The organism is Pseudomonas sp. SbOxS1, from assembly GCF_013416725.1.
Classification (GTDB): domain Bacteria; phylum Pseudomonadota; class Gammaproteobacteria; order Pseudomonadales; family Pseudomonadaceae; genus Aquipseudomonas.
The window spans coordinates 1-8,039 of the sequence record NZ_JAAVXC010000057.1 but is presented as its reverse complement, the minus strand read 5'-3'; the positions used below and the strand labels follow the sequence as shown (position 1 = coordinate 8,039).

The following is an 8,039-nucleotide window of genomic DNA, read 5'->3' as shown; positions in this document are numbered from 1 at the left end:
TGGGACGCCCTGGATGAGCTCCTCGGCCATAGCGGCTCGACGCCGCACTTGAACTGGCTCGCGGAGAAGCAGCGGATTGCAGAGCTGGGGTGGTGGAGGGACGTCGCGGAAAAGGTGGGGTTGCCTTCATGGGGGAGTGCGTATCACTTCCATCCGGTTGGATTAGTTTCAAAATTTAATACGGAGTGCCCTAAAGAGTGTGTTGTTGAAACTTATGAGTTGGAGGGGTTGGCTGGGCTCCTTATCGTTTCAAAAGAATCATTTCAGTTTATTTTGGAAAAGGAGGGATATAGCGAATACCCTTATGTGCCGGCTGGTGCCAGCGGAGTAACTATTGGGTATGGGTATGATTTAGGGCAGCAATCAGCATTGCAAGTTCGTCAAGATCTTTCTCAACTCTATGCTCAGTCCGACATTGAAACTTTAATAGGCGCTGTCGGGAGACAAGGGGACCAAGCGAGAAGCATCTTAAGTTCCGTTAGCCAAATATCAATTAGCAAGGATAACGCTATAGCTCTTGCCGTCAGAATGAAAAAACGCTATGCGCAGCTAGTGATTGATGCTTATCCCGGAGTGATGGTTTTGCATCCACACTGCCAAGGAGCATTGCTGTCTCTTGTAGTTAATAGAGGAAACTCATTTACCCGACCAAATACTGACTCTCGATTGGAGATGAAGCAAATTTACGAAGACTTATTGAATCGAAGCCCCGAAAAAATCCCATCTAGATTTCGCTCAATGAAAAGACTTTGGGAGGGAAAAGCCGGGCTTGGAGGGCTAATAACCAGACGAGAAGATGAAGCTAAACTTTTTGAGAGAGGTTTGAAATGCGATTGCTGGAACTGACGCTTTGCGTTTTCAGTGTTTTTTGGATTTCTTCAAGTTTTGCTGACGGAGATTGCGATAAAGAAAGCTCTATTACTAAAGACATTTTGCAATGTGCGGATACTGCCTACAAAAAAATAGATAAAAAACTTAACGAGCAATATTCAGCACTGGGTGCGAACCCGAAATTTATTCATAGAACTTTGCTTTTGGATGGTGAGCGGGCTTGGATTAAATACAGGGATGCTCACTGCGAAAATATTTACGACTCTATATTACCAGGTGAAGAGGCTGGAATTGAAAGAATACTGTGCCTAGCTTCTTTGACATCATCAAGATTGGTGGAGTTATTGTATTTAGATACAGGCATTAACGGCGACGGCTTCTATAGCTCACTTTCCATCATGAAGAAGATTTCTTCCATGACGAGGGAAGAAATATTTTCGCACATAGATAGTTTAGAAAAAAACCCTGAAGAGACTGACTACTACAATAAAAATTGTGAGCTAACAGACGCCATTCATGCAGAAGACGAAAAAATCTGTCGGATCCGAATGAAATTTCAGGCGATGTAGATATGAGGCTGCGTATCGAAAGCTATTCACTTAGAAAGCTTAAGATGCAAGCCTGCACTCGAAGATCATTTAGACAGGGAGGTTTTTTTTGCGCACAGTGCACGGAGCTATTTCAATGACAAAAATTGAATTTGGAATGAATTTATTAAAGCTGCTCCCCTGCTTTATTCTGACCTTGGATCTCAGAGAAGCGAGAGCAAATGAATACAAGGATAATTTGTGTAATCCTGAGAAATCATGGTTGCGTCATGCAAGTTGGACGAGAATAAAAATAGAACTTTATCTTTTTGTGCTAGTGCTGATCGCGAGACGATGCTTTATCGATTTGGCACGAGACCAACGATTGAGTTAATGAAAAGCTTCTCAAGCGAAAATCCGGTTTTTCGGTGGATAGATACTGCAACACATACGATATATTTTGGATTTAGATCGTCAGGGTATGCTTATGTTTTTGGTGTTCCGCAGGAGACGCTAGGGGCGAAGGCTTTTTTGGACGTGACCAACTTGAATAGGCCTGTGATGACTCACACATGCACTGGAAATTCTTTTGGAAGAAAATCAATTGTCAGTGAAGCGATAAAAGATATAGACGATAATTTGGTTAGAGGGTCCGGCTTTATATTTCCGCCTGATAGCAACTTCACAAATAGCGTTCCTAATTTGAAACGAGAATAAGTTAATCATGCCAATCAGACTGGATAAAGTGCCTCCTCCCGCACTGTACCCCCAACCACCTCGTTTTTTGCTTTGGCTCAGCCTGTTGTTGCTGTTTTGTTTGCTGGGCGCAGGAGGAACGTTGTTGTTCGGCGATGAAACCTTGCCCGAGCAGCCTTCGGATTTATGGCACTTGGCCTTGGGCTTTCCAATCCTGGGTTGGTGCGTGCTGGGTTTCGGGCGAATGCTTTTGTACGTAGGCGAACACGGTGCCGCCGAAGGGTGGGATGAAGCTCGTGAAGAAGACCTGACCCGCAAAATTCGTCAGGGGCGTCGCTCGCAACAGGTGTTGGCAGTGAGTTTGCAGACGGCGCTTCAAGAACCTGCAGATGAACCGGTAACACAGCTGGAAGCTCTTTTGAGTGGGGCGATAGCGCTGAAGTCTCAAGCATCCAGATTGGATGGAGCAACGCTGCGCCATAGTTGTTTATCCTGCGATGCAGATGAAAATCCGGAAGCGCTGTTGCTGAGTATTTGGGCACAGACGCTCGCCGACCTGGCACCCACCTTGGCGCAGTTGCCTGCCGATCAACCACTGGCCCTGTTGCTGGACGTCGATACCGGTTTAGCGGAGAACCAGTGGCGCCGAGTCTGGCAACAGGCGTGGCGCGAATCCGACATTCGCCAGCCCGTTACCCCTGTCGATGGCCGCGAACTGGCTGCACTGGACCAGTGGCTCGACCAACGTATCCGCGATCGGGCGTTGCTGCTGGTGGTGGCCGTGCAGTTTGCCCCGCAGCAGCCTGAAGGCACGGCGGAAGCTGCCGTCGGGTTGTTGCTTGGTAACCGCCTGACGCAAACCACCTTACCGCCCATAGCCTATCTTCACCGCCCGGAGCAGGAACGCACGCCCTCCTCCGATGACCTGCTTTATGCCACGCGCCAGGCCCTTGATTGGGTGCCGCTTGAATCGACATCGATCGAGCGAGTTTGGCGAGTGGGCATCGACGCGCAACGGGCTGTCGCCATCGCCAGCGTATTGTCCAAAGTGCCCATGTCAGCCAACAAGACGGGGCTGTGCAACCTCGATGCAATGTTGGGTCATCCAGGCTGCGCGTCGCCTTGGCTAGCCATCGGTGCCGGGACGCAGGCCGTCCAGCGCGGTGCTGGGTCGCAATTCATCTTCAGTGGCGGTGCTGCTGCAGATGGGCTGTGGGGCACGGTGTTGATGCCGGTATCACCCATTCAACCTTGCCTGGGCGACTAAACCTGATCACTGAAGATCAGTGAGGCTAACCAGGTTTCCGAGCCACCCCAAGGCGCACAAGCCGTCTGATTCAGATACGCCTTCGCCTGCAGGAGCACGCGGGCGGCGATCCGGCTTACCCGTGGACTGTGACACCGTGTCATCGTTCTTCGCGGGCAAGCCTCGCTCCTACAAGGGCCACATCAGCCGCTAGATCCCCATCACCATCTGCCCACTATCAACACGCAACTCGACACCATTGATCGCCCGGGATTCATCGCTGGCCAGGAACAGTACGCTGGCCGCCACATCTTCAGGCCGGCACATGCGGTTCATCGGGTCGCTGTCGATGGTCAGGCGGTTCGGGTCGATGCCTTGGGGGAGGCTGCCGCGGGTCATGTCGGTGAGTACGCCATCGGGGTGCAGGGTGTTGCAGCGGATGCGGTATTTGCGTCGCCGGCAAAGCGCTGCCACCGAACGCGACAACGCCGCCACCGCGCCCTTGGAGGCGCTGTAGGCTGCGTAATCATCGCGTCCGGCCAGGGCCGCGATGGACGACAGGTTGATGATCGAGCCACCGCTGTCCTTCATCAACGCGATGCCTTCGCGACAGCCCAGAAACACGCTGTCGGCATTGACCCGCAGCATCTTGTGCCAGTCCGCCAGGGTGGTTTCTTCAATCGAACCGCAGATCAGGATGCCGGCGTTGTTGACCAGGATATCCAGGCGACCGTAGCGCTCGCGCACATGGTCGATGACCTGGCGCCACTGCTCTTCGCTACTGACGTCCTGGCGAACGAAGGCTGCCGTCGGCCCGATTTCGGCGGCCAGGGCCTGGCCGGCCTCGACGTCCAGGTCGCTGATCAGCACCTGGGCGCCTTCGGCCGCCAGCAGGCGCACGCTCGCGGCGCCGATGCCCTTGGCGCCGCCGGTGACCAGCGCAACCTTACCGTGAACCCGCCCCATCTTGTTGTCGATCATCATGTCATCTCGTGTGTGTGGATCGTTTCGGCTTGCTGGCGGTGCGGGTGGGCGGCGGCAGCGCCGGCACGACGACCGGAGAACACGCAGTCGGCCAGGGACAGGCCACTGATGTACAGGTGCGACGGAACACCCAGGGCACTGCGCCCGGCTGCGTACAGGCCACTGATGGCTTGCCCCTGTTGATCCAGCACCGCGCCACTGCGCTCATCCACGCGCAAGCCGCCCAGGGTCAGGGCTCCCAGGGGGAAGACCGGATTGGTCACGGAGATATCGCAGGCATAGAACGGCCCTTGCTCAAGCACCTGGCGCCCACCCTCGGACTTGCCGAACGGCTCCGGCGCTTCGCCACGGGCGGCGGCGTTGGCGGCCAGCACCGACGCACGCAATACGGCGGGGTCCATGGAGGTCACGCTGGCCAACTCGCTCAGGCTCTTGCCTTTGCGCACCTTGAACAGCATCAGCGCCAGGGCCGGGAAACTCTGGAACCACCAGTAGCCACCGAACAGCGCTTCGCGAATGGCCTTCTTGCGCAACGGCGCATCGAGCACCAGCCACGCCTTGCCGCCCTGCTCTTCCATCAACGGCTGGCCGAGGGTGGCGCCATAGACTTCTTCATTGCAGAAGCGTCGGCCCTCGCGGTTGACCACGATGCCCTTGTGCCAACTGTATGGCGGGTTGATGAAGCGCCACGCCGATACCCGCTCAAGCCCGGAGCCCTGGCCGCCGACACTGGCGCCAAGGCGCAAGCCGCTGCCATCGCAGCCGGTGGCACCGACCTTGAAGTTGCGGCGGAATTTCGGCGCGTGCTGTTCGAGCAACTGGCGATTGAAGATGAAGCCGCCGGTGCTCAGGATCACCCCGTGGCGTGCCTGCACCCGCCGTGGTCGAGCGAAGTCGCGTTCGAGCTGGCAGATCTTCTGGCGCAGTTTGTTGCAATAGCCAGGGGCGAAGTTCTGCAGGCGTTCGGCGCGGGCGGCCAGACGCGCATGCAGTTGAGCCTCTTTGCTGCCTTCGGGCAGGCACCACAATTCGACGCCCAGCACCCGCCCCTGGGGATCGACCACCAGCCGTCGCGCCGCCGCCTGCAACAGTGTTTTCGCTCCGGCCTTCAGGCACGCTGCCTTCAAGTGTGCATAAAGCACCGCACCGCCCTGCCCTTTGCCAACGGTGCGATGCCCTCGTGGTGCAGGCGGCAAGGGGCCGCCGTGGTCAGGTACCAATTCGTTACCCGAGTAATAGAGGAAGTAGCCGTCGGGCGGGTACGAAGTCTTTCCCCCGCCCGGTGGCATCTGGTGGGCGTAGGGCGCGCCGTGGCTTTCCAGCCACTCAAGGTTGCTCACGCTGTCAGCACAAAAACGCCGCAGGGTGTCATCGCTGACCACGCCCCCGGTTTCATGCTTGAGGTAATCGAACATGGCCTGGGGGCTGTCGTTGAAGCCCGCCGCCTGTTGATGACGCGTGCCGCCACCGGCGTACACCACCCCGCCACTCTTGGCGCTGGCACCGCCACCGGTGAAGCGATCGGCGATCAGCACGTCGGCACCTTGGGCGCGTGCCTCCAGCGCGGCGCAGGCCCCGGCCGCCCCCCAGCCGACGACCAACACGTCGCATTGTTCGTCCCAGGACAGGCTGTCGCCATCGGCCACTTGCAAGGGTGGCAGCACGTCGGTGCTGGGGAGGTTATCGGACATTGACATAGGCCCTCCTAGCGCTGGCTGGCCAGGTGATTGGCGGCGACATAACCGAAGGTCATCGCCGGCCCCAGGGTGCCACCCGCCCCCGGATAGCTGGTGCCCATCACCGACGCCGAGCAGTTGCCGATGGCGTACAAGCCGGCGATGGCGCTGCCATCTTCGCGCACCACCTGGGCATGTTCGTTGGTCAACAGGCCGCCCTTGGTGCCGATGTCCCCGGCATCCAGGCGCATGGCGTAATACGGGCCTTTGCGCAGGGGCGCCAGGCACGGGTTGGGCTTGACGTTACTGTCGCCGTAATAGCGGTCGAAGACGTTGCCGCCACGGGCAAAGTCGAGGTCCACACCGGAACCTGCATAGTCGTTGACCTTGGCCACGGTGGCTTCCAGGCCGAGGCTGTCGACGCCGATCTGTCGGGCAAGGTCTGCCAGGGTGTCGCCCTTCCAGTACAGGTTATTGAGCCACTCCTTGCGCAGGCGGCTGTCGGGCATGATCTGTCCCGGCATCAACGGCCCCATGGCGTAGTTGAAACGGAAATGCGCGTCGAAGATCACCCAGGCCGGCACCGACTTGCCGCCGGTTTTCTGGTTGTCACGATGCATGGCATCGACGAATTCCAGGTAAGGCGCGGCTTCGTTGACAAAGCGGTGCCCCAGGCCGTTGACCACGATGGCGCCGGGGAACGCACGCTCGGCGAAGATCCCCCGGGGCTTGTCTTCTCCTGGCACGGCAATGGTCGGCGCCCACCAGGCCCAATCCATCAGCGCGGTGGCCGCGCCCTCGGCGATACCGGCTTCCAGCGCCGCGCCGGTGTTGTTGCCGGGCGGTGTCGCGCTCCAGGCCTTGCGGGTTGGCTTGGGCAGGTACTGGTCGCGCAGGGCCTGGCTCTGTTCGAAGCCACCGGAGGCCAGGATCACCCCGTGGCGCGCCTGCAGTTGCAGCTCGGCACCGTCACGGCGCACGGTGACGCCGCTGACCCGACCGTTGTCGGTGATCAGGCCGCAGAAATCGGTGTTGAGCCACAGCGGCACGTCGCGGTCCATCAGCGAGCGGCGCAACGACGCCACCAACGAGCTACCCAGGGACGCGCGGCGATCCATCTTGCTCTTGCGCCGCCATTTGAAGTCCAGCTTGTAGCGCAGCATCAGCTTCATGATCAGCACGCGCCAGCCGAAGCTACGGGCCATGGCCTTGTGCGCATCGCGCGCCGTCCAGGCGATGCGACCCATCAACAGGGTCGAAGGCGACGGCTTGCGCAGGTTCGCCAGTTCCTCATCACCCAACAGGCTGGTGTCGAACAATTCCGGATCGAGGGTCCGCCCACCCGCCAGGGCGCCCGGCAGGTGCGGATAGTAATCAGGGTATTTGGCCGCCACCGCGTAACGCACCCGACTGATGCGGGTGAGCTGTTCGATCATCTTCGGCGCATTGTCCAGGTAGGCACGCAGGCGCGTTTCACCGACATGCTCGCCCGCCGCCGCCTTCAGGTAAGTCAGGGCGGTGGCGTAGCTGTCGTTGCCCTTCATGCGCGCGAAATAGTGGTTGTTGGGAATCCAGATGCCGCCCCCGGAGATCGCCGAGGTACCACCGTACTGGCTGCTTTTCTCCACCACCAGCACGCGCATACCCTGGTCGGCGAGGAACACCGCCGAAGTCATCGCACCTGCGCCCGAGCCGACGACGATCACGTCGTATTGGGTCTGAGACTGAACTTGAGCCGTCATTGTTGTTATGCCATTAGCTGAGGTCAGAAAAATACCGCCGACCACGCGGGGTGCGCTGGCGGAGTGCAGTTCATGATCGGGGGTGCGGGGGGATGGGCTCATCGTCAAAGTGGACTAGGGGGGGCCTAGGGGATTGGGTGTATATCCATTGCTGCGGTAACGGCGACTTATGGTTTCGCCCTTACGGCGACTCACTTTTTCAAACGCCGGAGTGCCGGCCCAGCAAAAAGTAAGCAAAAGGCTTTGCCCCACCACTCGGTGCCTCGCTAGGGCTCGGTATGCCGTAACGAAGGCATTGCTCCGTGGGTCGCCGCGATGGGCCATCCATGGCCCAGCG

6 protein-coding genes are annotated in these 8,039 nt (G+C 58.3%); 3 read left to right on the top strand and 3 right to left on the bottom strand.

What is annotated here, in order from left to right; all coding sequences use genetic code 11:
* The 3 genes from HFK74_RS31935 to HFK74_RS31925 form a co-directional block, all read left to right on the top strand.
* Nucleotides 1–846, top strand: an 846-nt coding sequence (locus HFK74_RS31935; protein ID WP_257230495.1) for a pesticin C-terminus-like muramidase, incomplete at its 5' end; no start/stop codon positions are given.
* The gene (locus tag HFK74_RS31930) at nt 828–1,400 is read left to right on the top strand and encodes a lysozyme inhibitor LprI family protein (RefSeq protein ID WP_180207035.1); all 573 of its coding nucleotides are present in this window, start codon (nt 828–830) and stop codon (nt 1,398–1,400) included. The genes HFK74_RS31935 and HFK74_RS31930, both read left to right, overlap by 19 nt.
* Nucleotides 1,401–2,199: 799 nt before the next feature.
* Nucleotides 2,200–3,321, top strand: a complete 1,122-nt coding sequence (locus HFK74_RS31925) for a hypothetical protein (RefSeq protein WP_306669932.1) — start codon at nt 2,200–2,202, stop codon at nt 3,319–3,321.
* Between the two features lie 189 nt (nt 3,322–3,510).
* On the opposite strand, the gene HFK74_RS31920 is transcribed toward HFK74_RS31925, so the two are convergent.
* From HFK74_RS31920 to HFK74_RS31910, 3 genes are read right to left on the bottom strand one after another with little or no spacing between them, the layout of a single operon-like run.
* On the bottom strand, nt 3,511–4,284 hold the full coding sequence (locus HFK74_RS31920) for an SDR family oxidoreductase (RefSeq protein WP_180207031.1): 774 nt from the start codon (nt 4,282–4,284) through the stop codon (nt 3,511–3,513).
* Entirely contained in the window at nt 4,281–5,981 is a 1,701-nt protein-coding gene (locus tag HFK74_RS31915; RefSeq protein ID WP_180207029.1) for an FAD-binding protein, read from the bottom strand. Before HFK74_RS31915 ends, HFK74_RS31920 begins: the two co-directional genes overlap by 4 nt.
* Nucleotides 5,982–5,989: 8 nt before the next feature.
* The gene (locus HFK74_RS31910) at nt 5,990–7,702 is read right to left on the bottom strand and encodes an FAD-binding protein (RefSeq protein ID WP_180207027.1); all 1,713 of its coding nucleotides are present in this window, start codon (nt 7,700–7,702) and stop codon (nt 5,990–5,992) included.
* Nucleotides 7,703–8,039: the final 337 nt, after the last annotated feature.

Excerpts from the sequence above, each read along its gene's own strand:
- HFK74_RS31930 (WP_180207035.1), top strand. The coding sequence starts at position 828 with ATGCGATTGCTGGAACTGACGCTTTGCGTTTTCAGTGTTTTTTGGATT.
- HFK74_RS31920 (WP_180207031.1), bottom strand. The coding sequence starts at position 4,284 with ATGATGATCGACAACAAGATGGGGCGGGTTCACGGTAAGGTTGCGCTG.
- HFK74_RS31915 (WP_180207029.1), bottom strand. The coding sequence starts at position 5,981 with ATGTCAATGTCCGATAACCTCCCCAGCACCGACGTGCTGCCACCCTTG.
- HFK74_RS31910 (WP_180207027.1), bottom strand. The coding sequence starts at position 7,702 with ATGACGGCTCAAGTTCAGTCTCAGACCCAATACGACGTGATCGTCGTC.